Genomic DNA, 24,201 nt, shown 5'->3' with positions numbered 1-24,201 from the left:
CCGAAAGCGAGCACCCGATGCACGAGCACGTCACGCGCCGCACCGTCATCCGCTCCGTCTCCGCCGCGCTGGCCCTGGCGGCCGCCGGCAGCACCGCCGCCTGCGGGCAGTCCGACACCGCCGCGGGCCAGGAGCGCCTGCTGATCGGCGTGGCCCAGGCCGACACCACCGTCTCCTTCCTGGCCACCCTGGACAAGGCCATCGAGGAGGAGGCCGAGAAGCTGGGCATGGACACGGTCATCCTCAACGGCGAGTACGACAACGCCGTCCAGGCGGCCAACGTCAACCAGCTCGTCGCCCGGAAGGTGGACGTCATCCTGGTGATCTCCTCCAGCCCCACCGCCGTCGTGCCGGCCATCCGGAACGCGGCCGACGCCGGGATCCCCGTCATCGCGGTCAACGCCCGCCTGGACGAGGCCGCGGAGGTCGTGACCTACGTGGGAGCCTCGGACTTCGACTACGGCAAGGGCGAGGGCCAGCTGCTGGCCCAGGCCCTGCCGCAGGGCGGCGACGTCGCGGTCATCCTCGGCCCCCTGGGCTCCACCCCCCAGGTCCAGCGCCTGGCAGGCCTGAAGGAGGCGATCCAGGACCGCCCCGACATCAGGATCGTCGCCACCCCCAACGACGACTTCGACAGCAGCAAGAACCTCGCCGTCACCCAGGACCTGCTGACCAAGTACCCGCGGGGCGAGCTGGCCGCGGTCGTGGCGCAGGGACCCCAGATGTACGTCGGCGCCGACTACGCCTTCAAGAACGGCCGCAGCGAGGTCAAGTTCATCGCCGGTGACTACTCCCAGCAGGTCGAGGAGTCCATCCGCTCCGGCGCGATGTACGGCACGGTCAACCAGAGCCCGGAACTGGAGGGCCAGCTGGGGGTCCGGTACGCCCACGCCTGGCTGACCGGCAAGCAGGACGACGTGCCCCGGCCCGAGCACCTCATCGACCTGCCCGCCATCACCCGGGAGAACGTCGACGCCAACCCGTCGTCGTGGAGCAACTGATGCCCGGGCCGCACCCGCCCGGGCCGCAGCCGCCGGGTGCGCCGCGCAACCCCAGCCTCGCCATCTCGGGACTGACCAAGAAGTTCGGCGCCTCCACGGTCCTGGACGGGGTCGACCTCGTGGTCGGCCGCGGCCGGGTCCACGCCCTCATCGGCCAGAACGGCGCCGGGAAGTCGACGCTCGTCAAGACGCTGGCCGGCCTGTACCCCGACTACTCCGGTGACATCCAGGTCGACGGCCGGGACGTCACCATGCGCAACCCCCGCCAGGCCCGTCGCGACGGCGTCGCGGTCATCCACCAGGAGTTCAGCCTGGTCTCCACCCTGACCGTGGCCGAGAACCTCCTGCTGGGCCGCGAAGGCGCCGGCTGGAGGTACGACGGGGCCCGGCTGGTCGAGGACGCCGCCGACCTCGTGCGGCGCGTCGGCATCACCCTGGGCGCCGAGCTGACCGCCCCCACCGAGGGGTTGAGCCCGGCGGTGCACCAGCGGATGGAGATCGTCAAGGCGCTGGCCGAGAACGCCAAGGTCCTCGTCATGGACGAACCCACCGCGCGCCTGTCCGAGGCCGAGCGCGTCGCGCTGTTCGACCTGGTGCGCGACCTGGCCGCCCGCGAGGTCGGCATCGTCTTCATCTCCCACTACCTCGACGAGGTGCGGGAGATCTGCGACGAGGTGACCGTGATGCGCAACGGCACCGTGGTCGCCACCCAGCCGGCCCGGTCCTCGACCGTGTCCGAGCTGGCCACCCTCATGCTCGGCGAGGAACTGGCCCACGACCTGCAGACCGACCACCGGCCCGTGCCCGACGCGGAGGGCGAGGCGGTCATGACCGGCCACGGCCTCACCGTCCCGGGACGGCTGCACGGCATCGACGTCACCCTGCACCGCGGGGAGGTCCTGGGCGTCGCCGGCCTGGTCGGCTCGGGCCGGACCCGCCTGTGCCGGGTGCTGGCCGGAGCGGACCGCCCCACCTCGGGCACCCTCACGTTCCAGGGCCGGGAACTGCGGCTGCGCTCCCCGCGCGCCGCGATCCGGCGCGGCATCGCGCTCATCCCGGAGGACCGCAAGCACCAGGCCCTGAGCATGGAGGCGTCCCTGTCGCAGAACCTGGTGCTCATGGCGATCCAGCGCGGACTGGGGCGCTGGGGTCTCGTCTCGCGCCGCTCGGTGCGCCGCGTCAGCTCCCGGGTGCTCACCGACCTGGAGGTCCGGCCGCACGACGTCGACGCCCCGGCCGGCACGCTCAGCGGCGGCAACCAGCAGAAGGTCGTCCTGGGCAAGGCCCTGCTCGCCGCCCCGGACGTGCTGATCGTCGACCAGCCCACGGCGGGGGTCGACGTCGGGACCAAGGCGCAGATCCACCGCCTCATCAAGGAACGGGCGCGCGCCGGGGCCGCCGTGCTGGTCGTCTCCGACGACCTGGAGGAGCTGTACGGGCTCGGCGACCGGTTCCAGGTCCTGCACCGCGGCCGCACCACCTGGACCGGGTACGCCCAGGACGTCACCTACGACGAGCTGGTGCACTCCATCGCCAGCGGCGAGGCACCCCGTGCGACCTGAACCGGCCGGGCCGGGGTCTCCCGCACCTGCTCCCACCCCGGCCCGCACGCGGTCCCGGGCCGCCGGCTCGGCCTACCTGGCGATCGACGTCGGGGGGACCACCGTCAAGGCGGCCGCCCTGGCCGACGACGGTCGCGTCGTGGTCGAGACCCCCGTGCCCACCGGCCGCGGCGCGGCGGCGGTCGCGACCGTCCGCGCGCTGGCCCGACGCCTGGCCGACGCGGTCGGTGACCACCGCGTGCGCAGCGTCGGCGTCGCCGTCCCCGGGCTCGTCGACGGCACGTCGGGGACGGTGCGGTACGCCGCGAACCTCGACTGGCGCGACGTGCGGCTCGGGGACGTGCTGCGCCGCGACCTGCAGGCGCTCGTGCGGGTCGAGCACGACGCGCGCGCCGGTGCGCTGGCCCACGTCGCCGACGGGTCGTTCGGCCCGACCGCGTCGTTCGTCTTCGTGCCGATCGGGACGGGCGTCTCGGCCGGCGTGGTCGTCGCCGGGCAGGTCGTGGACGGGGCCGCCGGGGAGTTCGGGCACGTCCCGGCCGTTCCCGGCGGGGAACCGTGCACCTGCGGCGCCCGGGGGTGCGTGGAGGCCTACGCCTCGGCGCACAGCCTCCTCCGCCGCTACCGCGCGTCGGTCCCGACGAGCCCACCCGACCTGACGGCGGCCGACGTCGTCGCCCGCACCGGCGTCGACCCCGTCGCCGACCGCGTCTGGGCCGAGGGCGTCGACGCGCTGGCCAGCGGCCTGATCGCCGTCACCGCCCTGCTCGACCCCGACGCCGTCCTGCTCGGCGGAGGGGTCTCCCGCGCCGGAGACGAGCTGCTGCGCCCCCTGTCCCGCAGCCTGCGGGTGCGCATGCCCTGGCGCCCGGCGCCGGCGCTGCGGATCAGCCCGCACCTCGACCGCGCCCCGCTCACCGGTGCCGCCGCCCTGGCCCTGCGCGGGGTCGTGAACCCCTCCGACGCCGCGGAGCACCTGCGTCGCCTGAGCGCGCACCTGGCCCGACCCACCCGTCCACCGACCGAACGAGTGAGCACGTCACCGTGAACCCTTCTCCTGCTCCCGCTCTCCTCACCGCGCCGCTGCGCGTCGGGCTCATCGGCGCCGGCGGCATCGCCCACCACCACCTGCCGCACCTGCTGCGCCTGGGGGCCGACGTCACGGTCCACTCCAGCCACGGCGCCGACGAACTCGTCGCGGCCTACGGCGGGACGACGGCCGCGAGCCTGCCCGAACTGCTCGAACGCGTCGACGTCGTCGACGTCGTCACCCCCACCCACACGCACGGCGAACTCATCCGGACCGCTCTCGCGCACGGCAAGCACGTGATCTCCGAGAAGCCGCTGACGCGTCACCACCGCGATTCCCTGGCCGTCGTGGAGGCGGCCGAGGCCGCCGGCCGGTTCCTCCTGCCGGCGCACGTGGTCCGCTTCTTCCCCGAGTACGCGCAGCTGAAGTCCGCGGTGGACGCCGGTCTGCTCGGGGACCTGGCCGTGCTGCGCTTCACGCGTTCGGGAGCCGCGCCCACCACCGCGGCCCCGTGGTTCGCCGACGAGGAACTGTCCGGCGGCATCATCGTCGACCAGCTCATCCACGACCTGGACATCGCCCGCTGGGTCGCCGGCCCGGTCGCCACCGTGTCGGCCGCCACGGCCGGCAAGGGCGGTGTCCGCTCGGCGCACATCACCCTCGTCCACCACAGCGGGGCCATCACCCACGTCTACGGGGAGTGGGGCGCCCCCCACCTGACCTTCAGCACGTCCTTCTCGGTGACCGGCACCGACGGGCAGCTGGAGCACAGCAGCCGGTCGGAGTCCACCGTCACCGAGGACCTCGACCGCTCCGGCGCCGGCGGAACGCTCGTGCCCGTCGTCGACCCCACGGCCAGCCCCTACTTCCTGCAGCTGCGCGAACTCACCCGGCAGCTGACCACCGGCCGGCCCAGCCGCGTCGACGCCCGCGACGGCGCCGAAGCGGTCCGCCTCGCCGTCAGCGCACTCGAAGCGGCCACCACCGGCCGGCCCGTCCACCTCGCAGGAGCCTGAATGCCCACCGCCCACACCGGCCGCCCGCTGCGGATCGGGCTGTTCTCCCTGGCCCACGTGCACGCCGAGACCTACGCGCGGATCCTGCGCAGCCGCCCCGACGTCCAGCTCCTGGCCACCGATCCCGATCCCCACGCCGACGCCCCCCACACCCGCGGCCGCTCGCTGGCGCAGTCGCTGGGAGTGGACTACGTCGAGTCCTACGAGGAACTGCTGGACTGGCGCCCGGACGGGGCGGTCCTCACCGCCGAGAACACCCGCCGGCCGGCGCTGCTGGCGCGGCTGGCCGCCCGCGGCGTCCCGGTCCTGACCGAGAAACCCCTGGCCACCACCTCGGCCGACGCCGACGCCGTCACCCGCCTGGTCCACCGGCACGACCTGCCGCTCATGCTGGCGCTGCCCGTCCGGTACTCCTCCGACTTCACCCGGCTCCAGCAGGACCACCGCGCCGGCGTCCTGGGCGACGTCGTCTCGGTCCAGGCGGTCAACACCGCCCGCCTGCCCGACCGGCGCCGCTGGTTCACCGACCCCGCGCTCTCCGGCGGCGGCGCCTTCGTGGACCACCTCGTGCACGTCCTGGACCTGGTCGACCGGCTCACCGGTGACACCCCCGTGCACGTCAGCGCCGTCGGGAACCGGGTCCTGCACCCGGGCGCGGGGGCGGTCGAGACCGCGGGGCTGGCGACGATCGGGTACCGCTCGGGCACGATCGTCAGCATCGACTGCTCCTGGAGCGTCCCGGAGACCGCACCGACGTGGGGAGGGCTGGAGCTGCGGATCGCCGGCACCCGCGGAGCGGTCGAGGTCGACTTCTTCCGTCCCCGCTTGCGCGGTACGAGCCGGCGCTCCGGCCTGCCCCTGGAACTGCCCTACGGCACCGACCTGGACGAGAGGATGCTGGACGCCTTCCTGCGGCGCCTGCGCGGGCAGGAGGAGCACACCACCGACCAGGACCTCACGTCCGCGGCGCGGCTGGTCCAGGTCGTCGAGGCGGCGCAGGAGTCGGCCCGCACCGGCCGGACCGTCGCGGTGTCGGCCACCCCCGATCGCGTGCCGGCGTGAAGGTCCTCACCGGCACGCCCCCGCAACTGGCCCGCTGGGCCGCCGACCGGGTGCTGCACCGGCTGCGCACCCGGAGCCTGTCCGTGCTCGGGGTCGCCACCGGTTCCTCACCGCTGCCGGTCTACCGGGCGCTGGCGGCCAGCGGCGAGCCGGCCCTGGCCTCGCTGCGCGTCTTCGCCCTCGACGAGTACGTCGGGCTGCCGCACCACCACCCGCAGAGCTACCACTGCGTCGTCGACCGGGAGGTGACCCGCCCCCTGGGGCTGGACCCGGCCAGGGTCCACGTCCCCGACGGTGCGGCGGACGACCTGGACGCCGCGGCGGCCGAGTACGAGCACCTCATCGCCGCGTCCGGCGGCATCGACCTGCAGGTCCTGGGCATCGGCGCGAACGGGCACGTGGGGTTCAACGAGCCGTTCTCCTCCCTGCGCTCGCGCACCCGCGTCGAGACCCTCACGGCCAGGACGCGTCGCGACAACGCCCGCTTCTTCGGCGGCGACCTGCAGCAGGTGCCCACCTCATGCCTCACCCAGGGACTGGGCACCATCCTGGACGCCGACGAAGTGGTCCTCATCGCCACCGGCGCGGCCAAGGCCCACGCCGTGGCGCAGATGGTCGAAGGCCCCCTGTCCAGCGCCTGCCCGGCCTCGGTCCTGCAGCTGCACCCGCGCGCCACCGTCCTGCTCGACGACCGGGCCGCCGCTCAGCTCACCCGGCGCGACGACCACGAGCAGGCCGGTGCGGCCACCGGCCCGCCCCGGAACCCCTGAGCGAGCCGCCCGGGCGGACCACCCGTCAGGCCACCACCTGGGCGAGCACCTCGCGTTCGACCTTCGCCCTGCTCTGCAGGACGGCCCCAGCCAGGATGGCGTCGACTCCCAGCCGCGAGAGTTCCACGCGCGGCGGGTACAGGACGAGGTCCTCGAGTTCCCCGGCCAGGGCCTGCCGCAGGGCCGGCCCGGCCTCCCCCAGGTCGCCGCCCAGGACGACGGTCTCCAGGTCCAGGGTCAGCAGGACCGGGGAGATGCCGTGCGCCAGTTCCCGCGCGATCTGGTCGACGGTCCGCGGCGCGGCGCCCTCGGCTCCGCCCCGCTCCCCGCCCCGTCCGGCGCGACCGGCGGGAGGCCGCGGCGACTGTTCCGCCGCGTGCGCCAGGCTGGGGGCGTTGACGATCGAACCCAGCGGGCGCCGCTGGTCGCCCGCGGTCTCCCGGACCCCGCTGCGGACGTTCCACAGCTCCCCGCTGGCACCGTGGTGCCCGCGCACCAGCTGGCCGTTGACGATGACCCCCGCCCCCAGCCGCTCACCCAGGAGCAGGAAGATCAGGTCGTCGGGGTCCGGACGCGCCTCACCGTGCTGGTCACCGTGCTGGACGCTGCGCTCGGCCACGGCGGCCAGGTTGGCGTCGTTCTCCAGTTCGACGTCACACCCCACGAGGTCCTCGAGCGCGCTCAGGAGGTCGAACTCCGCCCAGCCGGCCAGACCCGGTGAGGTGAGGATCCGGCGGCGCGAGGGGTCGAGGATGCCGGGAGTCCCCGCGGTGAGGGCCAGCGGATCGCTCGGGCGCAGACCCGCCGTCTCCAGGGCTCCTCGCAGCGTGCGCCGGAGCGCGGCGAGACGTCGCGGAGCCGAGGTGGACGGGGACACCACCTCGCGGGCGAGGGCGACCCGCGTGCCCAGCAGGTCGGCCACGCACACCGCGACCGCGTGGGCCCCGACGTCGACCCCGACGACGTGCCCGGCGCGGGCGTGGAAGGAGTAGGTCTTGGCCGGCCGGCCCAGGCGCCCCCCTCCCTCGGCGGGCTCCCCCAGGGTCAGCCACCCCTGGGCCGTCAGCCCCTCGGCGACCGTCTCCACGGTGGGGCGCGACAGTCCCGTGCTCCGCATGAGCTCCACGACCCGCAGGGACGGCGTCGCCGCCGAGGCGGACTGCCCGTGGCGGTAGAGCGTCTCCAGCACCGCCTGGGAGTTGCGCTGGCGCAGGGACGCCGCCGAGCCGGCGATCGGCTGAGCGGTACTGGATGTCGACAGACCCACGGCGAGACAGTACGGCGCGCACCCCTCAAACACAAATGGTTTGCGTATCCGGGGGGGGGGCGTCGGTGACGGGCAGCGCGTCGGCGCCCGGAACCGTGAACGGGTTCCTCCTGCCGGGCCGGAGCACGAACCCGCCCTCGGCCGGGACGCCCGCGTCGCGGGACGACGACGGCCCCCGCACCTGGTGGTGCGGGGGCCGTCGTCACCGCTGCCGCGGTCGTCGTCCTGCTCGCCGTTTCGCCGGGACCGGGCCAGTGGCCCGGTACCGACGAACCGGACCTCCGGGCCGCGCGGGGTGCGCGGCCCGCGGTGGTCAGCGGCTGCCGTAGCGGCGGCGGAACTTCTCCACGCGCCCCTCGCTGTCCAGGACGCGGGCGGTGCCGGTCCAGAACGGGTGGCTGGCCGACGAGACGTCGACGTCGAAGACCGGGTGCTCGGTCCCGTCCTCCGCGGTCAGCGTCGGGAGGCCGGCGCGGGTGCTGAGGGTGGAACGCGACCAGAACGTGGTGCCGGCGGACTTGTCGCGGAACGCGACGAGGTCGTAGGTGGGGTGGGTGTTCGTCTTCACGGGAACCTCCGGACGGGTGCGGTGTCGCACTGGTGAGAACCGTCCTCACCGGGAGGTTGTTCCCCCGGGCCCGCGGTGAGCCGGACGCGGCCCCCGCGCCGGGACGAGCGCCCCGGGCGGGTCGACGGCCGCTCGTCCGCGAGCGGCGCTCAGCGGCTCGGCGGCCTGTGCGGGGACCGCCCCTGCAGCAGGTCGGCCAGGGAGGCGATCGCCTCCCGCAGCCGACGCTCGTCGGTGTTCCCGAAACCGAGGACCAGTTGCGGCTGGTCCGGCGCGGGGTGGGCGCGGTAGGCGTCCATGCCGCGCAGCACCACACCGCGCTCGGCGGCACCGGCGACGACCGCGGCCTCGTCGACCCCGGGGGGCAGGTGGAGGGTGATGCTCAGCCCTGCGGCCAGTCCGCTGACCCGGACCTGCGGGGCGTGCGCGGCCAGGGCGTCGCACACGGCGTCCCGCCGGCGGCGGTACGTCTTCCGCATCGCCCGCAGGTGGCGGTCGTAGCGACCGGAGGTGAGCATCACGGCGAACGTGTCGTGGTGGAGGGTCGGTGAGCCGCGGTCCTCGAGGTGCTTGTGCCGGGCGAGCACCTCCGCCCACGTCGGTGGCGCGAGCAGCCAGCCGATGCGCAGCGCCGGGGCCAGGGTCTTGCTGGTGGTGCCCAGGAGGAACACGCGGTCGGGGGCCAGCCCCTGCACCGTGCCGATCGCCTGCCGGTCGTAGCGGAACTCGGAGTCGTAGTCGTCCTCGACCACGTACGCGTCGCGGGTCCGGGCCCAGGCGATCAGCGCCCGGCGTCGGCCCGGGTCGAGGGCGACCCCCGTGGGCGCCTGGTGCGCGGGGGTCACCACGACGGCCCGGGCGGGGGACTCGGCGAGCGCCTCGACGTCGAGGCCGAGGTGGTCCACCGGGACCCGGTGCACCCGGGCCCCGGCGAGCCGCAGGGTCCGCACGTCGGGGCTCTCGTCCGGTCCGTGACCGGGGTCCTCGACCGCGATGTCGCGCAGGCCCCGCGCCACCAGGCTCCTGACGGTGAGCACGAGGCCCTGGGCGTAACCCGTGCACATGACGACGCGGGACGGGTCGGCGTCGGCCGCCCTCGCTCGGCGCAGGTGCTCGGCCACGGCGGCCCGGACGGTGGGCGAACCGTTCGAGGGCGGGTAACCCAGGGCCGAGTTCGCCGCGGCGGCCAGGGCCTCCTGGGCCGAGCGGGACCAGCTGCTGCGCGGGAAGGACCCCAGGTCGGGCACGGCGGGCCGCAGGTCGACGAACGGGGCCGGCGCCGGCTCGTCCCTGGGGGCGGGCGCGGGGTTGGGAGGCACGACGCGCTCGGCCACCCGCGTCGCAGAACCGGCCCTGGCGGTCAGGTAGCCCTCGGCCACGAGCTGCTCGTAGCAGCCCTGCACCAGACCCCGTGAGACACCGAGTTCCTCCGCCAGCGCGCGCGAGGACGGGAGGTGCTCCCCCGCGCTGAGTCGGCCCGACCGGACCGCTTCGCGCAGACCGCTCTCGACCTGTTCACGGACCGGTCGGGGGCTGCGGCGGTCGACGGAGACCAGGAGACGACCCCCTCGACCTGACCACGGGATCGCCACGGAAGTGGACCTTATCGAGGTCCACTTCCCGCAGCTAGCGTCGCGCCGTGCAGCCGTGCAGCCGTGCAGCCGTGCAGCCGTGCAGCCGTGCAGCCGTGCAGCCGTGCAGCCGTGCAGCCGTGCAGCCGTGCAGCCGTGCAGCCGTGCAGCCGTGCAGCCGTGCAGCCGTGCAGCCGTCCAGCCCGAGGAGTCCCGTGACCGGTCAGCGCGATCCGTCAGTCCCACCCCACCGGACGGGCCGCGCCCCGTCCACCGGTCCCGCGGTGGCGCGCGGCCCGCGCGGGACGATCGCCCGGGGGGCCGTCGCCGGACCGGCCGCCGCGGTCGTCGTCACGGCCGTCGCCGCCGTGGCCAGGGCCGGCGGCGTGCGGTTCGAGGTCCCCGACGGTGGCGCGGGCATCCCGCTCGTCGGGTTCGCCGTGGTGACGCTCGTCGCCGCGGGCGCGGGGGTGGTGGTCGCCCTGGTCCTGCGCCGGTGGGCCGCCCGGCCGGCCCGGACGTTCGTGGGGACCTCCGCGGTCCTGACGGCCCTGTCGCTGCCGGCACCGTGGTCCGTCGACGCCGACGCGGTCACCGCCGCGGTCCTGTCCGCGCTGCACCTGGTCGCCGCCGCCGTCGTCGTCCCGCTCATCGCCTCCTCGCTGCCGAGGTCGAGGTAGCGCGAGCCGGCCCGGGCGCGGGACCGGCGAACTCCCCCATCAGACCCGGCGCGGTCCCTCGCTCCGCGCCCGAACACCCACGACGGAAGGTCAGTGATGCGCAACATCGTCAACTCCACGTACGTCACGCTGGACGGCATCGTCTCGCAGCCGGAGCAGTGGTCGCTCGACTACTTCGACCAGGGCGCGGGCGCCTACGCCCTGGACAAGCTCCGCGCCGCCGACGCCCTCCTGATGGGCAGGGTGACCTACACGGGTTTCGCCGAGGCGTGGTCGGCCCGGAGCGGGGACGAGTTCAGCGACACGATGAACCGGATCCCCAAGCACGTCGCCTCGAGAACCCTCGTGAACCCGACGTGGAACAACACCGAGGTGCTCGACGGGGAACTCGTGGACGCCGTGCGGGGGCTCAAGGACGGGGACGGGGGCGACATCCTCATGTACGGCTACGGACCGGTCGCCCAGCAGCTGGTGGCGCACGGCCTCCTGGACCACCTGTCGCTGTGGATCCACCCGGTCCTGCTGGGAACCGCGGGTTCCTCGGTCTTCGCCCCGGGCGTCGCCGGCCGCTTCGGCACCGTCACCACCCGCCGCTTCGACAGCGGTGTGGTGGTCCTGGAACTCACGGACCCCGTGACGACCTGACGACGTGCCCGCCGCGGGACGGCGGTGACGGTCACCGGTGACCGCGACGGCGAGCCGCGCGAGGACGGCGGGGAACACCCCACCGGCTCCCTCGTCGCGCGCTCGCCGTCGTCGTGCGTCCGGGCCGACGCGGACCCACGGCCGCACGCCCGTTCCCCCGACCGGCGGAACTCCACGACCGGCGGGACCCCGCGACCGGCGGAACCCCGTCCGCGGCCACGGGCGGGACGTCACGCCGGGGCGGCGGCCTCGGCGTCGATGAGCGCCTTGCTGCTGCGCAGGAACGAGGCCGCCAGTTTCGCCGGGTCGTCCAGGTAGCCGGCGACCATGGCCCCGTCACGCAGCAGCAGCAGGTCCTCCGCCGTGCCCGCCGGGTCCGGCAGCTGCAGGGGCTCCACCAGTCGCGTGAAGGCGGTGCGGTACCAGGCGCGGTGCTCGTCGACGACGCGGCGGGGTCCGCTGTCGGGGTCGGGGTACTCGGCGGCGGCGTTGATGAAGGCGCAGCCGCGGAACCCGGGGCGGCAGGCGAAGGAGCCGACCAGCTCGGCCAGCGCTTCCAGCGCCGCGGTCAGGCTCTCCTGCGAGTGCGCCAGGGCGGCGGCCACCGCCTGGCGTTCCCGTTCCGAGCTGGCCTGCAGGTAGGCCACGACGAGGTCGTCCTTGGACTTGAAGTGCCGGTAGAAGGTCACCTTGGTGGTCCCGGCCTGTTCGATGACCCGCTCGACGCTGACCGCCTTGATGCCGGCGGAGTAGAACAACGCGCTGGCGGCCGCGATCAGGCGATCGCGCATGGACTCCTTCACGTCCCGATCTTACGGGCCGACGCGGGCGGGCCCCCGCGCCGGAATCGGCGGCGGGCCCCGTTGACACAAGTAGAGTTACCGGTCATTCTACTTACGAGACGCGGACCCACCCGCGTCGGCACCGCGACCCGGCGGGACTCCCCGGCGTCGGCTCCTGGGGAGCCGCGCCACCCCACCCGCCGGGCACGTCGGGCACGTCGAGCGCCCGCCCACCGCGACCACCGCTCCCTGAACCCCGGAGAGACCACCATGGACGACACCGCCTCCCGCACCACCTCCCCGACGCCGGGCACGACACCGAGCACCACGCCGGGCACCGTCGGCGGCGCGGCCACCACGTTGCGCCGCCTGTACTTCGTCCGCTTCGCCTTCGCCGTCGTCTGGGCCGCCGTCGTCCTGTCGATGGCCTCCCACCTGGGACCCCTCACCGGCACCCTGCTGGTGCTCTACCCGCTGTTCGACGTCGCCGCCGCCGTGGTCGACGCCCGCGCCTCCCGCTCGCGCGGCGCCACCACCGGCGCCCTGGCCGGGCTGTACGCCAACATGGCCGTCAGCCTCCTCACCGCCGTCGCCGTCGGCTTCGCCGCGACCTCCGGCATCCCGGCGGTCCTGCGCGTGTGGGGCACCTGGGCGATCGTGGCGGGCCTCATCCAGCTGGTCGTGGCCGTGCGCCGCCGCCGCATGGGCGGGCAGTGGCCGCTGATCGTCAGCGGCGCCGTCTCCGCGCTGGCCGGAGCCTCCTTCATCGCCGGGGCAGGGGCCGCCGACCCGGTCCTGACCGGCGCCGCCGGGTACGCCGTCCCCGGAGCGGTCTTCTTCCTCATCTCCGCCCTGCGCCTGGGCCGCGCCGCGCGAGCCGAGCAGCTGTCGGCCTGACCGGCTCCGGACCCGTCGGAACCGCCCACCCCGCACCACCTCCACGACCTGAAGGGATCCACCCGTGACCACCGAGGCAGTCCAGACCGGGGAGCACCCCACCGGCGAACCCGCGGGGGCGACGTACGACGTCGTCGTCATCGGCGCCGGCCCGGTCGGTGAGAACGTCGCCGACCGCGTCGTCCAGGCCGGCCTGACCGCGGCCGTCGTCGAACGCGAACTCGTCGGCGGCGAGTGCTCCTACTGGGCCTGCATGCCCACCAAGGCCCTGCTGCGCAGCGCCGCGGTCCTGAACGCCGCCCGCCGGGTCCCCGGCGCCGCCCAGGCCGTCGTCGGCGGGGTCGACACCCGGGCCGTCCTGGACCGCCGCGACGCCTTCGCCTCGCACTGGGACGACGAGGGGCAGGTCGCCTGGTTGCGCAGCGCCGGCATCGCCCTGCACCGGGGGCGGGGACGCCTCACCGCCCCGCGCACGGTCCAGGTCGACGACGGGCACGGCCGCACCGTCGTCCTGACCGCCCGGCACGCCGTCGTGGTCGCCACCGGCACGAGCGCCCTGGTCCCCGACGTCACCGGTCTGCGCCGGGCCGCGCCCTGGACCAGCCGCGAAGCCGTCGCCGCCGACACCGTGCCGGACCGGCTGGCCGTCCTCGGCGGCGGGGTGGTGGCCGTCGAGGTGGCCACCGCGTACTCCGCCCTGGGCTCGGCCGTCACCCTCCTCGCCCGTGACGGGGTCCTGCCGCGCAGCGAACCCTTCGCCGCGCAGCACGTCACCGACGCCCTGCGCGCCGCCGGGGTCGAGGTGCGCCTGGGCGCCGCCCTCACCGCCGCCGACCGCGACGGGACCGGACAACTGCACCTCACCGTCGAGGACGGCGAGCAGGTGGACCACGTGGAGGCGGACGAACTCCTCGTCGCCGTCGGGCGCACCCCGAACACCGCCGACCTGGGGCTGGAGAGCGTCGGGCTCAAACCCGGCGCCTGGCTCGCCGTCGACGACGACCTGCGCGTGCTCGACGAAGGGGGCCGGCCCCTGGCCGGGGACTGGTTGTACGCCGCCGGCGACGTCAACCACCGGGTCCTGCTCACCCACCAGGGCAAGTACCAGGCCCGCGCCCTGGGAGACGCCCTCGTCGCCCGCGCGCGGGGTGAGCACGTCGACGACGCCCCCTGGGGCCGGCACGCGGTGACCGCCGACGAACGCGCGGTGCCCCAGGTCGTGTTCACCGACCCCGAGGTCGCCTCGGTCGGGCTGACCGCGGCCGCCGCCCGCGCCGCCGGGCTGCGGGTCCGGGTGGTCGACCACGACCTGGGCGCCGTGGCCGGGGCCGCGGTCCACGCCGACGGCTACCGGGGCCAGGCCCGCATGGTCGTCGACGAGGACCGCGGGGTCCTCGTCGGGTTCACCGTCGTCGGCCCCGACGTGGCCGAACTGCTGCACGCGGCCACCATCGCCGTCGTGGGGGAAGTGCCGATCGACCGGCTCCGGCACGCGGTTCCGGCCTTCCCCACGATCAGCGAGGTGTGGCTGCGCCTGCTGGAGACGTACACCCGCACCGCCTGAGCGCCCACGCCGCCGGCGGGCGCGGAACTCCACCCACTCCCCGCTCACCGACCCGCACCACTCCGACCGAGAAGGACACGCCGTGCCCACCAGGATCACCTTCGTCGTCGACAACCCCGTCGACGTGCAGGCCTTCGAGAACACCTACGAGAACGTGCTGAACACCGCGCGGACCCTCCCCGGCCTGCAGCGGCTGGAGTCGGCGAGGGTCTGGCCGAAGGAGGACGGGACCCCCACCCCGGCCCACCGCACGCTGGACCTGTACTTCGGCGGTTACCAGGACGCCTCCGCCGCCGTCACGACCGCCCCGGCCGGGGAACTGTTCCAGCTCCTGGTCTCCACGGGAACCCCGTTCACCGCCCTGTTCTCCGACGTCGAGGAGTGACGGGCGGCGCGGGCGGGTGCTGACGGGAGCAGGCACCCGCCCGCGCGGTTCCACCGCCGCACCGGCCGGCAGCGGACGGCCGCACCGCTCACCCCTCCACCAGGGTCGACAAGGGTCCCTCCGGCAGCAGGATCCACCCCTCCCTGCGGGCGCGCTCCAGGTCCTGCTCCGGCGGTGGCGCGCAACGGCCCAGCGCCGCGGCCCGTGCGGTCAACGCCGCGACGACGGCGTCCAGCGCGTCGTCGGACTCCTCGCACAGCGCCACGAACCCGCCGAAGTCGAGCCACGGAACCCGCTCCCGCAGGGCGGCGACCAGCGCCGCGCGCGCCGCGCGGTTCCCCTCCCGCTTGTACTGCCGGTGCGGCAACCCCCACCGCCCCAGGGAGGCCGCCGGGTACACCTCGGCGACGACCCCCGCGCCGGAACGGTCGACCGGCGCCCCGGCGGCGGCGAGGTGCTCCAGGACGAGCGCCACCCGCATCGCCGTGAGCCCGATGCGGTCGGTGGCCACGCTCAGGGGCGGGTACCCGGCGCGGCGCACCACCCGGTCGGTCTGGCGGTAGGCCAGACGCCGGCGCAGCTCGTCACCGCTCTCGGCGGCGAGGAGTTCGACGCGACCGGCGGCGTGCGCGGTGATGAAGGCCGTGAAGTCGTCGGGCCACCCCAGCGGGCAGTCGATCCCCACCTTCTGCGCCGTCCCGGCCACCTCCACGACGTCGTGGTCGGTGACCCCCAGCTGCAGCCGCGTGAGGCGGGCGGCGCCGGGACTCCACTCGACGACGGCCAGACCCGTCTTGGCGGGCTGGGTCGCCAGGTCGACCCCCGCGGTGATCACCGGGTCAGCGTAGGACCGCGCGCGGGTCCGGGCCGGGTCAGGACGGGGTGTGGGCTCCCCACCGCCGGACCGCCTCGGCGCTGACGTACCCGCTGCCGCGCACGTCCACCTCGATGCCCGCGGCGTCGAGCACGCCGAGGACGCTGCGCTCGGCGTCGGTGATCCCGTCCATCGACGGGGCCTCCTCGCACTCCACCCCGGCGACCAGGACCACCTCCTGCCCCACGGCGGGCAGGTGCTCGGTCCAGGCGCGCACGCCCCGTTCCCGCAGGGCCAGCAGGCCCACCTCGAGGGAGGCGCTGACCGGGACCACCAGCACCGTGAGCAGCCCACCGGCGAAGGGGTTCACCACCGTGTCGGGCAGGTCGATCGTCATGTCGAGCACCTTTCCAGGCCGAGCTCCCCGCGGGGGTCGCTTCGAGCCGGTTGAGAGGGGAACCGTCGGGCCCGCGGGAGCGGGGGTTTCACGGTCGTGCACCGGGTGGGCGGGGGCGTGCGGGGTGGGGCAGGTTCCCGCGCACGGTCCAGGAGCAACCCCGCCGGGCCGCTTCCCCGCGCAGCACCGCCAGCGCCCGGCGCAACCCCGGCGAGGTGTGCCGGGTCGCCGTCAGGTCCACGACGAGCTGCCCGGGACGGGCCGCGGCGCGCAACTGGCGCACGACGGAGGCCAGAGCCGGTCCCGTGGGGTCAGGGGGCAGGCGGACCGTGGGCCGCGGCGCCTCGAACCGGTCCTCCTCGAACCGGTGCTGCGCCTGCCCGCCGCGCAGGCGCGGGTCGCCGGGTGCGGCCTCCGGGTGCGTGGGCACGAGTTCCTCCCGTTCCGTGGGGCTGCTCGGTCGACGGTGCCCTGCCGGGCGGTGGGATCAGGGGACGCGCAGGTTCTCCAGCGCGGCCGCCGCACGGACCCTGCCGGTCAGCGCCGCCGCGAGCAGGGAGCAGACGACGGTCATGACGACGGCCACGACGACGGCCACGGCCAGCGGCAGGACCGTCGGCCAGGACCACCCGTCCTGCAGGTCGCCGGAGAAGGCCAGGCTGTACGGCAGGGCGGAGACGAGGACCCCCAGCGTGGTCGCCGGGACCGCGGTGCGGATCAGCGACAGGGCCTGCACCCGGACCAGCCGCCGGGTCTCGGTGCCCAGCGCGGCGGTGGAGGCCACCGCGCGGCGGTTGCCCAGGAGGTGGTCGGTGAGGCTGAGCACCAGCGCGGCGACGGCCACCAGCGCCGCGACCAGGCCGACGGCGCCGGCCAGGGCCGCGCCACCGACGTAGAAGGCGACGTCGGTGGAGCCGTAACCGGAACCCTCGCTGGCCCGGTCGTTGAGGATCTGCGCGCTCAGCGCCGCCTCGACCCCGAAGGAGAGCCCGCACACGAACAGGACCCCGGCGGTGCCCGTGACCGCGGTGGTGCTGCCGCGGCGCTGGGCGTCGGCCAGCAGGCTCACCGCGCCGTCCCCGGAACCGGGACGCCACCGTGCGGCGCGGCGACCCCGGCGACGACCCGCGGCGGGAACCCGGCGGGAGGTTCCGGAGGCACCGTCGGCCGCGGTGGTGTCCGCGTCCGCGGCCGGTACCGGCCGCCGCACGGAACCGGCCGCCGAGCGGGCCGCTCCGGCCCCGGCGGCGAGCAGGGCCAGCACGAGCGCGGTGACGAGCAGCGCGGCGAAGACCGCGGTGCCGGCTCCCACCGCGGGGACGGCGAACACCAGCGCCACGGCGGCCAGGGCGGTGCCCACGACGAAGGCCCGCGAGGGCACCTGGGCCGGCAGTCCCGAACTGCGCCACAGCAGGGCGTCCTCGCGCCGGGAACCCCAGACGGCCAGGACCCGGGCCAGGACCCACAGGACCACCACCACGAGCGCCCACGCGGGCACCATCGCCGGGTGCAGCGGGGGCAGCAGCCGCGACCCGGCCGGCAGGGCCGGCCCCAGGACGAGCCACAGCAGCAGGTAGACCGGCCCGGCCAGCAGCCCTCCGCGGACGAAGGCGGCGCTGGTGGCGGCGACGCGCAGCCGCCGCAGGTCCGCCCACGTCGCCCCGGCCACCAGCAACTGCTGGGACCGGCGCTCCTGCACGACCTGCCCCACCCGCAGGGCCTGCACGGCCAGGGCCAGGAAGGGCAGCAGGAGCAGGACCGCGGCGGTCACCACGCCCGGACGCAACCCGGGCTGGGCCAGGAAGGGTGAGAGCCCACCGGCGGCTTCGAACATCTCCCGGCTGACCTCGCGGCCCTGCTCGTCGACCCAGGTGGAGGTGCCCACCGGGACGGTGTCGCGGATGGTGGCCGTGGACGCCGCGATGAGCAGCGCCACGCCCATCCCGGTCGCCGCCGCGGCCGTGGCCCGCGCCCGCACCCGGGCTGGGCGGGAGGTCACCGCGGTCAGGACCCGCACCGCCTCCGGTCGCAGCGCGCTGACGCGCCCGGCCCTGGAGGGCCTGGCCCGACGCGCGCCGGGCAGGGTGGGGGCGCTCACCGCAGCACCGACTCCCGCTCGACGGAACCGTCGCGCAGGCGGACCTCCCGGTCGGCCAGGGCGGCGGTGGTGTTGTCGTGGGTGACCAGCACCACCGCTCCCCCGTCGCGGCGGGCCACCGACAGCAGGAGGTCCAGGGCGTCGGCGCCCGCCACGGCGTCCAGGCTGGCGGTGGGCTCGTCGGCGAACAGGACGCGCGGGGAGGTGATCAGGGCGCGGGCGATGGCGGCGCGCTGAGCCTGCCCCCCGGACAGTTCCTGCGCGGTCGCGGCCCCGGCCTGTTCCAGCCCGACCCGGGCCAGCGCGTCGCGGGCGGCGGTGCGCGCCGCGTCCAGTTCCCCGCCGTCCAGCAGCAGCGGCAGGGCGACGTTGTCCTCCACGCTGAGGTCCGGTACCAGCTGCCCGTACTGCAGCACGATGCCCACCTGCCTGCGGCGCAGGACCGCCCGGGCCGGTTCGTCCAGGTCGGCGAGGTCCTGGCCCAGCAGCCGCACCGACCCGGCCTGCGGCAGCAGCAGTCCCGCGGCGACGTGCAGCAGCGTCGACTTCCCGCACCCGCTGGGCCCGGTGACGGCCACGACCTCCCCGGGGTGCACGGTCAGCGAGACCTCCCGCAGCGCCGGGGTGCGGGCGTAGGCGTGGCTGACGGCGCGCAGGGTGAGGACCGGGTCCGCGGCCTCCCCGGCCGGTGCGTCGGCGGCGGGCGGCGGGTTCTCAGCAGTCGGGGTCATCGACGGGCCTCCAGGATCGGGACGCCCACGACGTCGGGCGCGTCCGTGCGGGGTGGACGGGGTTTCAGGGCGGGGACGGCCCGTGGGTCCCGGGCGGTCCGGGGTCAGTTCCTCACGGCCGCAGGGGGTTCCCGCCCGCGGCGGGCGGTTCGGGATCCGAGTCGTTCGGGGTCCGGGGAGCCGGACCCGGTCAGGACGGGCGGCGAGGGGTTTCCAGCGCCGTGGCGGCCTCGTCAAGCCAGCGCAGGTCCGCGTCCAGGTGCAGCAACGCGTACCGGCGCGACAGCCGCGCCCCCACCTCGTCGGGGACCGCGTCCCCCGGGCCGGGGTTGGCCTCCCGTCCGGGTGGGTCGGCGAGGGCACGCATCCGGCGCAGGTGCGCGGTGCGCTGATCGGCCACCACCGACGTGGCCGCGCGTTCGGGGTCGGTGGTGCGCAAGGCCGCGATGGTCTTGCGCACCAGGTCCTCGGTGCCGGCGACGGCGGGTGGGGCCGGCTCGGCCAGCCACTGCCGCAACCGCTGCCGGCCCGCGACGGTGACCGTGTAGACGGTCCGTTCCGGCCCCCCCTCGGAACGGGTCTCGACCACTTCGGCCAGCTCGTCGCGGACCAGGCGCGCCAAGGTCGCGTACACCTGCCCGAACGCCAACGGCTTGGCGTCGGGGAACCAGGCGTCGTACTCCCGCTTCAGGTCGTAGCCGTGGGCGGGACCTCGAGACAGCAACGCCAGGTGCAGCTCGACCAGGGACATGACGTGAACGTACACCAGGAGTAGGTACTCAGTGAATAGTTTTCGGGGACGGGGCGGCGCAGGCCGGTCAGGAACTCGCCGTGGGCTGGTCAGAGGCCGAAACCGACCCCGGTGAGCTCCTCGGACACCGCCCACAAGCGCCGCGCGAGCTCGGGGTCGGCGGCCTGCCGGGAGCGGCCGATCCGTTGCGCGCCGGCGCGCATGTGCATCGCCCGCTCAGGACCGGTGAACGCTCCCCCGGGGACGTCACCGGTCGCGGCGTACAGCACGGGCAGCGCCCCCTGGGCCGGGCTCTGGGCCAGGAACCGGACGGCCAGCCTGCTCACCGCCCCGCCGTCGCCCGCGGTCATGCCCGTGGCCACGTAACCCGGGTGCGCCGCGACGGCGGTGACGGTGGAGCCGGCGGCGGTCAGCCGGCGCTGGAGCTCGGCGGTGAAGAGGAGGTTGGCCAGCTTGGAGGCCGCGTAGGCGCGGGACTCCCGGTAGGGCCTGCGCTCGGAGTTCAGGTCGTCGAAGTCCAGGCGCCCCATCCGCTCCGCCTGGGAGGAGACGGAGACGACGCGCCCGGTGACGTGGCGCAGCAGCAGGTTGGTCAGGGCGAAGGGCCCGAGGTGGTTGGTGCCGAACTGCAGCTCGAAACCGTCGGCGGTCAGCCGCCGCTCGCGGACCGAGGTCCCGGCGTTGTTCACCAGGAGGTCGACCGGCTCGTCCCACCGGGCCGCGAAGGCCCTGACGGAGTCGAGGCTGGCCAGGTCCAGGGGACGGACCTCGACGCGACCGCCCATGGCGCGCGCCGCGCGGGCGCCCTTGTCGGTGTCGCGCACCGCGAGGACCACGCGGGCCCCGCGGGCGGCCAGGACCTCGGCGGTGGCGGCCCCGATGCCGCCGCCACCGCCGGTCACGATCGCGGTGCGGGAGGTCAGGTCGGGAACGAGGGCTGCGGTGTAGGTGGGCACGTCCGCCACGGTAGACAGTGACTAGATTGTAGTCAATGCCTAGTTGGGCGGTAGGGTCGTGCCGTGACGCCGCCGCCGTTCCACCACGGGAACCTCCGCGCCGCGCTCCTGGAGGAGGCGCGGCGGACGCTGCGCGACGGGAGCGTCGAGGACCTGTCCCTGCGCGAGCTCGCGCGGCGGGCGGGCGTGAGCCACGGCGCCCCGCGCAGCCACTTCGCCGACCGGCAGGCCCTGCTGGACGCGCTGGCCGAGCAGGGTTTCGAGCACCTGACCCGGCAGCTGGCCGACGCCGGCGCGGCCCACCCGGACGACCTCACGGGGCGCCTGCGCGCGGTGGCGCGGGCCTACGTCGGCTTCGCCGTCACCGACCCGGGGCTGATGGACCTGATGTTCTCCACCAAGGGGACCGGTGCGCCGCAGCACGTCCAGGCCGCGGCCGGACGGCTGTTCTCCACCTTCGCCTCGTTGTTCGAGGAGGACCTGCGGGCCGGGCGCATCGCGGGGTCGGACCCGGAACGGACCCGGCTGCTGTTCGTCGCCGTGCTGCAGGGGATCGCCTCCCTGATCAGCTCGCGGCGCATCGCCCCCGCACAGGGCGACCTGCTCGTCGACGACGCCGTCGCGCTGCTCGTGACCGGAGCCGGGCCGGAGGACCCCCACCGCTGACGCCGGGACGCCAACGCCCTGCGCTCAGGCCTGCTGCTCGGCACCAGCGCGTCGACGGGCACGACCCCGGCACCGGGGACCGGTGGCGGCCCGGCAGACGTCCGACGCTGGGCGCCGTGCGGGTTCCCCGCCGGCGCGGTGACGCGGAGAAGACGCCGGGGAACACGTCGAGAGGTCGCCCCCGTGCCGACGCCCGACGCGGTGGCTCCTCCGCCCCGGAGTTCCCAGGGCGGCTCCGGGCCGCCACGCAGGTGCCGCGCGGGAGCGGGTGCCGCCGGGGTCACAGCTGTTCGGGGGGTGCCATCCGGTAGGTGAACAACCCGAGCCCCGCCTGCGTGATCGCGATCAGAGCACCGGCCAGTCCCTCCTGCACGGCGGCCATGTCCAGACCACCCAGACGGACCGCCTCGAAGCCGGCGTCGTGGCTGAGTCGACCCACGACGGCACCGGCCTCGTCGTCCCCGGCCCACAAGTTGCTGGGTCGTGCGCGGGCGCCGGCCACGCGCGGGAAGAGTGCCGCGAAGTTGGTGTTGAAGACCTTGGCCGTGGGACCACCCGTCAAGGATCGGACGTACTCGGCGTTGGAGGCGAAGGCGGCCGGGGGCCGGGCACCGCCGTAGAGGTTCGTCGCGTCCAGGACCGTCTTGCCGCCCAGCCCGGTGACCGAGCCCAGCGCTGCCTGCACAGCGTCCCCGGGGACGGCGAGCAGCACCACGTCGGCGGCGCTGACGTCGCCGCCCCCGCGTCCCAGGCGGGTCACCTGGTGACCAGCACGTTCCCACAGTTCCGCCAGACCGCCGCCGATGTTGCCACGGCCGATCACGGTGATGTCCACGTTCATCTCCTGCGCAGGACGACGGCCAGGGCTGGTCCGGTGCGCTCCCACCCGGCTCGGCGTGGGGCGTCACCCCCGGCAGCAGACCTGGGAACTGCGGGGGCGCGCCGACACTAGGACGCGCCGGTGCCGGTCGTCCAAGACCAGTACGGGCGTCGATCGATAGCGATCCCCTATCGTCGCCGACACCCCGGCGCGACGGTGACGCCGGGGCGTCCAGCGGAACCGCCCGGCGGGTGCGCCCGACGTCGATACGCTGCCTCCATGGACATCAGTCCACGCCTGTTGCGCTACTTCGTCGCCGTGGCCGAGGACCTGCACTTCGGGCGTGCCGCCGCGCGCCTGCACGTCTCCCAACCCTCGCTGAGTCAGCAGATCCGCAAGCTCGAGCAGCACCTGGGGACGGATCTGTTCGTCCGCACCAGCCGTCGAGTGCAACTGACCGCCGCAGGGCGGACACTGGCGCTGCAGGCACCAGGTGCGCTGAGCGCGCTGGCCCGGGCTGTGGAGATGACGCGTCTGGCCGCGGCGGGCGCAGCGACGACCGTCCGCCTGGGGTACACCCCGGTCGTCGGCGTCGACACGCTGTCCACGCTCCTGAGCGCTCTGCGGGAGGAGCAGCCCGCGCTGACGGTCCTGCCGCGTGAGGTGTTCAGCGCCGACGTCCCCGAACGGGTCGACGGTGGGGAGCTCGACGTGGGGTTGGCGCTGTCACCGCAGCCCCGTGACGGCATCGCCGTCGAACTCCTGCGTGAGGACCCGGTGTCGGCGCTGCTCAGCGCCCACCACCGGTTGGCGGACGAGCCGGCCCTCCGGCTGGACCGGCTGCGGGACGAGACGCTGCTGCTGTTCCCCCGCCGACTGGCGCCCGACTACTACGACAGCATCACCGCGGCCTGTCGCGAAGCGGGTTTCACCCCCCACGTCTGCGCTTTCGACGAACCGCCGGTCAGCGCCATGCTGGCCCGCCTGTCCAGTGGCCGCGAGGTCGGCCTGGCTCCGTCCGCCTTCGCGCAGCACGCCGCCCGGTCCAGCACCGACGTGGTACGGCGCGACGTGGTGGAACCGTCCATCCCGTCGCGGTTGTCGCTGGTGTGGGCCCCGAACCGTCCGTCACCGGCGACGGAGGCCGTGGTCACCACCGCGTCGCGGTGCGCGCAGCGCAACGGCTGGATCGGCCGACCACCCCGATCGACGGCGTAGCGAGGTGAACCCGCCCGCTGCGGGGCGAAGGGTTCAGGACCTCGGGGCCGTGGGCGCGGTTCCCCCGGCACCTGACGGTCCCCGTCGGTCCGGTCCGGGCGGTCCCCTCGTCGCGGACCGTCCGGGGCCAGCCGAGGGTGTTGGTGCGGGAACCGCCCGGGCGCAGGGTCGTTCAGTCCACCGGCGCAGCACGCAACCGCTGCCCCGCGGGGTTCAGCGGCCCAGGCTCTCCGCGAGCGGGTTCCCGTCCGCCTCACCGGGGACGGCGCCGTGCCCCTGGTGCTGCAGCACGGCCAGCGACGGGCCCCGGTCGCGTTCGATGTGCGCGAACGCCAGCGCCTCGGCCATCCGGACGTCACCTCGGGTGATGGCCGCCGTGAGCTCGACGTGGTCGTGGAAGGCGTCGTGCACGTCGAGCTCGGAGGTGAGGTGGAACAGCCACTGCACGCGCCCGGAGACCGAGCGCATGGACGCTTGCATCAGGGCGTTGCCCGTGAGCGCCACGACGGTCTCGTGGAAGCGGGTGCTGGCCTCGGCGATGCGGTAGGCGTCGCCGCCCTCGACGACGGCCTGGGCGCGTTGCAGCGCCTGCTCGAGCGCCGCGGCCGACGCGCCGCGGGCGACGGCCCGGGCGGCCAGACCCGCCGCGCCCACCTCCAGGACCTCCCGCAGGTCGAACAGGTCGTTGACGAGCTGTTCGGTCCACGTCGTCACGACCGCCCCGCGGCGGGCGGCGGTGACGACGAACCCCTCCATCTCCAGCATCGGCACCGCCTCGCGCAGCGGGACGCGCGAGACCCCCAGCTCCTCGGCGATGCGCAGCTCGACCAGCTTGTGCCCCTGGGGGTACGTCCCGCGGATGATGAGCTCGCGCATCCGGGTGTGGATCTGGCGGGACAGCGACACCGGTCCGGTGGCCGCGGGAGACGTCGGAAGGGTCATCGACCTGG

General features: G+C 75.1%; 26 protein-coding genes. 13 read left to right on the top strand and 13 right to left on the bottom strand.

The features are described 5' to 3' along the window. Positions 1-17: 17 nt before the first annotated feature. The 6 genes from BJ968_RS21915 to BJ968_RS21890 are packed head-to-tail and all read left to right on the top strand — an operon-like array spanning position 18 to position 6,441. Positions 18-1,001: a sugar ABC transporter substrate-binding protein gene (locus BJ968_RS21915; RefSeq protein ID WP_179755471.1), complete on the top strand. Its 984-nt coding sequence runs from the start codon at positions 18-20 to the stop codon at positions 999-1,001. Continuing rightward, positions 1,001-2,563, top strand: coding sequence for a sugar ABC transporter ATP-binding protein (locus BJ968_RS21910; protein WP_179755468.1), 1,563 nt, complete (start codon positions 1,001-1,003; stop codon positions 2,561-2,563). Before BJ968_RS21915 ends, BJ968_RS21910 begins: the two co-directional genes overlap by 1 nt. After that, the gene (locus BJ968_RS21905; RefSeq protein WP_179755466.1) at positions 2,553-3,611 is read left to right on the top strand and encodes an ROK family protein; all 1,059 of its coding nucleotides are present in this window, start codon (positions 2,553-2,555) and stop codon (positions 3,609-3,611) included. The genes BJ968_RS21910 and BJ968_RS21905 overlap by 11 nt, the downstream gene beginning before the upstream one ends. Continuing rightward, a complete protein-coding gene (locus BJ968_RS21900; protein ID WP_179755464.1) occupies positions 3,608-4,609 on the top strand; it encodes a Gfo/Idh/MocA family protein in 1,002 nt (333 codons plus the stop codon). Before BJ968_RS21905 ends, BJ968_RS21900 begins: the two co-directional genes overlap by 4 nt. Further along, positions 4,610-5,671, top strand: a complete 1,062-nt coding sequence (locus BJ968_RS21895; protein WP_179755462.1) for a Gfo/Idh/MocA family protein — start codon at positions 4,610-4,612, stop codon at positions 5,669-5,671. It abuts the gene before it with no gap. Continuing rightward, positions 5,668-6,441, top strand: coding sequence for a glucosamine-6-phosphate deaminase (locus BJ968_RS21890; RefSeq protein WP_179755460.1), 774 nt, complete (start codon positions 5,668-5,670; stop codon positions 6,439-6,441). The genes BJ968_RS21895 and BJ968_RS21890 overlap by 4 nt, the downstream gene beginning before the upstream one ends. A gap of 25 nt (positions 6,442-6,466) precedes the next feature. Here the strand turns inward: BJ968_RS21890 and BJ968_RS21885 are convergent, their stop codons facing one another. The 3 genes from BJ968_RS21885 to pdxR form a co-directional block, all read right to left on the bottom strand. Further along, positions 6,467-7,708: an ROK family protein gene (locus BJ968_RS21885; RefSeq protein WP_179755457.1), complete on the bottom strand. Its 1,242-nt coding sequence runs from the start codon at positions 7,706-7,708 to the stop codon at positions 6,467-6,469. 313 nt (positions 7,709-8,021) lie between these two features. After that, complete coding sequence (locus BJ968_RS21880; RefSeq protein WP_179755456.1) at positions 8,022-8,276, bottom strand: type B 50S ribosomal protein L31; 255 nt, start codon at positions 8,274-8,276, stop codon at positions 8,022-8,024. Positions 8,277-8,425: 149 nt separating this feature from the next. Continuing rightward, positions 8,426-9,868: a MocR-like pyridoxine biosynthesis transcription factor PdxR gene (pdxR, locus tag BJ968_RS21875; protein WP_218885226.1), complete on the bottom strand. Its 1,443-nt coding sequence runs from the start codon at positions 9,866-9,868 to the stop codon at positions 8,426-8,428. Between the two features lie 263 nt (positions 9,869-10,131). On the opposite strand from pdxR, the gene BJ968_RS21870 reads away from it, so the two are divergent. Together BJ968_RS21870 and BJ968_RS21865 are read left to right on the top strand one after the other, a co-directional pair. Next, on the top strand, positions 10,132-10,527 hold the full coding sequence (locus tag BJ968_RS21870; protein WP_179755453.1) for a DUF6069 family protein: 396 nt from the start codon (positions 10,132-10,134) through the stop codon (positions 10,525-10,527). Positions 10,528-10,623: 96 nt separating this feature from the next. After that, entirely contained in the window at positions 10,624-11,172 is a 549-nt protein-coding gene (locus BJ968_RS21865; RefSeq protein ID WP_179755451.1) for a dihydrofolate reductase family protein, read from the top strand. 230 nt (positions 11,173-11,402) lie between these two features. Here the strand turns inward: BJ968_RS21865 and BJ968_RS21860 are convergent, their stop codons facing one another. Continuing rightward, positions 11,403-11,963 (bottom strand): TetR/AcrR family transcriptional regulator, encoded by a 561-nt coding sequence (locus BJ968_RS21860; RefSeq protein ID WP_179755449.1) that lies wholly within the window; start codon positions 11,961-11,963, stop codon positions 11,403-11,405. Positions 11,964-12,224: 261 nt separating this feature from the next. Here BJ968_RS21860 and BJ968_RS21855 point away from each other — a divergent pair, with 261 nt between their 5' ends. From BJ968_RS21855 to BJ968_RS21845, 3 genes are all read left to right on the top strand, one after another. Then, the gene (locus BJ968_RS21855) at positions 12,225-12,851 is read left to right on the top strand and encodes a hypothetical protein (protein WP_218885225.1); all 627 of its coding nucleotides are present in this window, start codon (positions 12,225-12,227) and stop codon (positions 12,849-12,851) included. 64 nt (positions 12,852-12,915) lie between these two features. Beyond that, entirely contained in the window at positions 12,916-14,415 is a 1,500-nt protein-coding gene (locus BJ968_RS27030) for an FAD-dependent oxidoreductase (RefSeq protein ID WP_179755447.1), read from the top strand. Between the two features lie 82 nt (positions 14,416-14,497). After that, positions 14,498-14,800, top strand: coding sequence for an EthD family reductase (locus BJ968_RS21845; RefSeq protein WP_179755446.1), 303 nt, complete (start codon positions 14,498-14,500; stop codon positions 14,798-14,800). A gap of 88 nt (positions 14,801-14,888) precedes the next feature. On the opposite strand, the gene BJ968_RS21840 is transcribed toward BJ968_RS21845, so the two are convergent. From BJ968_RS21840 to BJ968_RS21810, 7 genes are all read right to left on the bottom strand, one after another. After that, positions 14,889-15,635: a DUF429 domain-containing protein gene (locus BJ968_RS21840; RefSeq protein ID WP_179755444.1), complete on the bottom strand. Its 747-nt coding sequence runs from the start codon at positions 15,633-15,635 to the stop codon at positions 14,889-14,891. 37 nt (positions 15,636-15,672) lie between these two features. Continuing rightward, complete coding sequence (locus BJ968_RS21835; RefSeq protein ID WP_179755442.1) at positions 15,673-16,011, bottom strand: hypothetical protein; 339 nt, start codon at positions 16,009-16,011, stop codon at positions 15,673-15,675. 88 nt (positions 16,012-16,099) lie between these two features. Next, on the bottom strand, positions 16,100-16,441 hold the full coding sequence (locus BJ968_RS21830) for a hypothetical protein (RefSeq protein ID WP_179755440.1): 342 nt from the start codon (positions 16,439-16,441) through the stop codon (positions 16,100-16,102). A gap of 57 nt (positions 16,442-16,498) precedes the next feature. Next, positions 16,499-18,109: a hypothetical protein gene (locus tag BJ968_RS21825; protein WP_179755438.1), complete on the bottom strand. Its 1,611-nt coding sequence runs from the start codon at positions 18,107-18,109 to the stop codon at positions 16,499-16,501. After that, positions 18,106-18,840: an ABC transporter ATP-binding protein gene (locus tag BJ968_RS21820; protein ID WP_179755436.1), complete on the bottom strand. Its 735-nt coding sequence runs from the start codon at positions 18,838-18,840 to the stop codon at positions 18,106-18,108. The genes BJ968_RS21825 and BJ968_RS21820 overlap by 4 nt, the downstream gene beginning before the upstream one ends. Before the next feature lie 190 nt (positions 18,841-19,030). Continuing rightward, the gene (locus tag BJ968_RS21815) at positions 19,031-19,591 is read right to left on the bottom strand and encodes a PadR family transcriptional regulator (RefSeq protein WP_179755434.1); all 561 of its coding nucleotides are present in this window, start codon (positions 19,589-19,591) and stop codon (positions 19,031-19,033) included. 89 nt (positions 19,592-19,680) lie between these two features. Further along, positions 19,681-20,547 (bottom strand): oxidoreductase, encoded by an 867-nt coding sequence (locus BJ968_RS21810; RefSeq protein ID WP_179755432.1) that lies wholly within the window; start codon positions 20,545-20,547, stop codon positions 19,681-19,683. A 63-nt stretch (positions 20,548-20,610) separates the two neighbouring features. On the opposite strand from BJ968_RS21810, the gene BJ968_RS21805 reads away from it, so the two are divergent. Then, the gene (locus BJ968_RS21805) at positions 20,611-21,213 is read left to right on the top strand and encodes a WHG domain-containing protein (RefSeq protein ID WP_179755430.1); all 603 of its coding nucleotides are present in this window, start codon (positions 20,611-20,613) and stop codon (positions 21,211-21,213) included. A gap of 280 nt (positions 21,214-21,493) precedes the next feature. Here the strand turns inward: BJ968_RS21805 and BJ968_RS21800 are convergent, their stop codons facing one another. Next, positions 21,494-22,048, bottom strand: a complete 555-nt coding sequence (locus tag BJ968_RS21800; protein WP_179755429.1) for an NADPH-dependent F420 reductase — start codon at positions 22,046-22,048, stop codon at positions 21,494-21,496. 126 nt (positions 22,049-22,174) lie between these two features. On the opposite strand from BJ968_RS21800, the gene BJ968_RS21795 reads away from it, so the two are divergent. Further along, complete coding sequence (locus BJ968_RS21795; RefSeq protein WP_179755427.1) at positions 22,175-23,251, top strand: LysR substrate-binding domain-containing protein; 1,077 nt, start codon at positions 22,175-22,177, stop codon at positions 23,249-23,251. A 213-nt stretch (positions 23,252-23,464) separates the two neighbouring features. On the opposite strand, the gene BJ968_RS21790 is transcribed toward BJ968_RS21795, so the two are convergent. Next, the gene (locus BJ968_RS21790; protein ID WP_179755425.1) at positions 23,465-24,193 is read right to left on the bottom strand and encodes a GntR family transcriptional regulator; all 729 of its coding nucleotides are present in this window, start codon (positions 24,191-24,193) and stop codon (positions 23,465-23,467) included. Between the last annotated feature and the right edge of the window lie 8 nt (positions 24,194-24,201).

Source organism: Kineococcus aurantiacus (assembly GCF_013409345.1).
Taxonomy (GTDB): domain Bacteria; phylum Actinomycetota; class Actinomycetes; order Actinomycetales; family Kineococcaceae; genus Kineococcus; species Kineococcus aurantiacus.
The sequence above is the reverse complement of the archived record's forward strand: the minus strand, read 5'-3'. Positions and strand labels throughout refer to the sequence as shown.

Excerpts from the sequence above, each read along its gene's own strand:
- BJ968_RS21915 (WP_179755471.1), top strand. The coding sequence starts at position 18 with ATGCACGAGCACGTCACGCGCCGCACCGTCATCCGCTCCGTCTCCGCC.
- BJ968_RS21910 (WP_179755468.1), top strand. The coding sequence starts at position 1,001 with ATGCCCGGGCCGCACCCGCCCGGGCCGCAGCCGCCGGGTGCGCCGCGC.
- BJ968_RS21895 (WP_179755462.1), top strand. The coding sequence starts at position 4,610 with ATGCCCACCGCCCACACCGGCCGCCCGCTGCGGATCGGGCTGTTCTCC.
- BJ968_RS21865 (WP_179755451.1), top strand. The coding sequence starts at position 10,624 with ATGCGCAACATCGTCAACTCCACGTACGTCACGCTGGACGGCATCGTC.
- BJ968_RS21860 (WP_179755449.1), bottom strand. The coding sequence starts at position 11,963 with ATGCGCGATCGCCTGATCGCGGCCGCCAGCGCGTTGTTCTACTCCGCC.
- BJ968_RS21855 (WP_218885225.1), top strand. The coding sequence starts at position 12,225 with ATGGACGACACCGCCTCCCGCACCACCTCCCCGACGCCGGGCACGACA.
- BJ968_RS21835 (WP_179755442.1), bottom strand. The coding sequence starts at position 16,011 with ATGACGATCGACCTGCCCGACACGGTGGTGAACCCCTTCGCCGGTGGG.
- BJ968_RS21820 (WP_179755436.1), bottom strand. The coding sequence starts at position 18,840 with ATGACCCCGACTGCTGAGAACCCGCCGCCCGCCGCCGACGCACCGGCC.
- BJ968_RS21815 (WP_179755434.1), bottom strand. The coding sequence starts at position 19,591 with ATGTCCCTGGTCGAGCTGCACCTGGCGTTGCTGTCTCGAGGTCCCGCC.
- BJ968_RS21790 (WP_179755425.1), bottom strand. The coding sequence starts at position 24,193 with ATGACCCTTCCGACGTCTCCCGCGGCCACCGGACCGGTGTCGCTGTCC.